Consider the following 458-nt stretch of genomic DNA (forward strand, 5'->3'; position numbering starts at 1 on the left):
TCATTACGCCATTCGTGCAGGTCGGAACTTACCCGACAAGGAATTTCGCTACCTTAGGACCGTTATAGTTACGGCCGCCGTTTACCGGGRCTTCRATCAAGAGCTTCACCTTGCGGTTGACCCCATCAWTTAAYCTTCCGGCACCGGGCAGGCGTCACACCSTATACGTCCACTTTCGTGTTTGCACAGTGCTGTGTTTTTAATAAACAGTTGCAGCCAGCTGGTATCTTCGACTGGTTTCAGCTCCGCGAGCAAGTCGCTTCACCTACGCACCAGCGTGCCTTCTCCCGAAGTTACGGSRSCATTTTGCCKAGTTCCTTMACCMGAGTTCTCTCAAGCGCCTTGGTATTCTCTACCTGACCACCTGTGTCGGTTTGGGGTACGATTTCGTGTTACCTGATGCTTAGAGGCTTTTCCTGGAAGCAGGGCATTTGTCACTTCAGCACCGTGGTGCCTCG

The 458-nt window shown here is 52.6% G+C and carries 1 rRNA gene; it reads right to left on the minus strand.

The window, feature by feature from the left end:
* Window positions 1-458, minus strand: a 23S ribosomal RNA gene (locus AB4Z37_RS32990); the annotation flags it as partial.

Source organism: Bradyrhizobium sp. 2TAF24 (genome assembly GCF_052115025.1).
Taxonomy (GTDB): Bacteria; Pseudomonadota; Alphaproteobacteria; order Rhizobiales; family Xanthobacteraceae; genus Bradyrhizobium_A.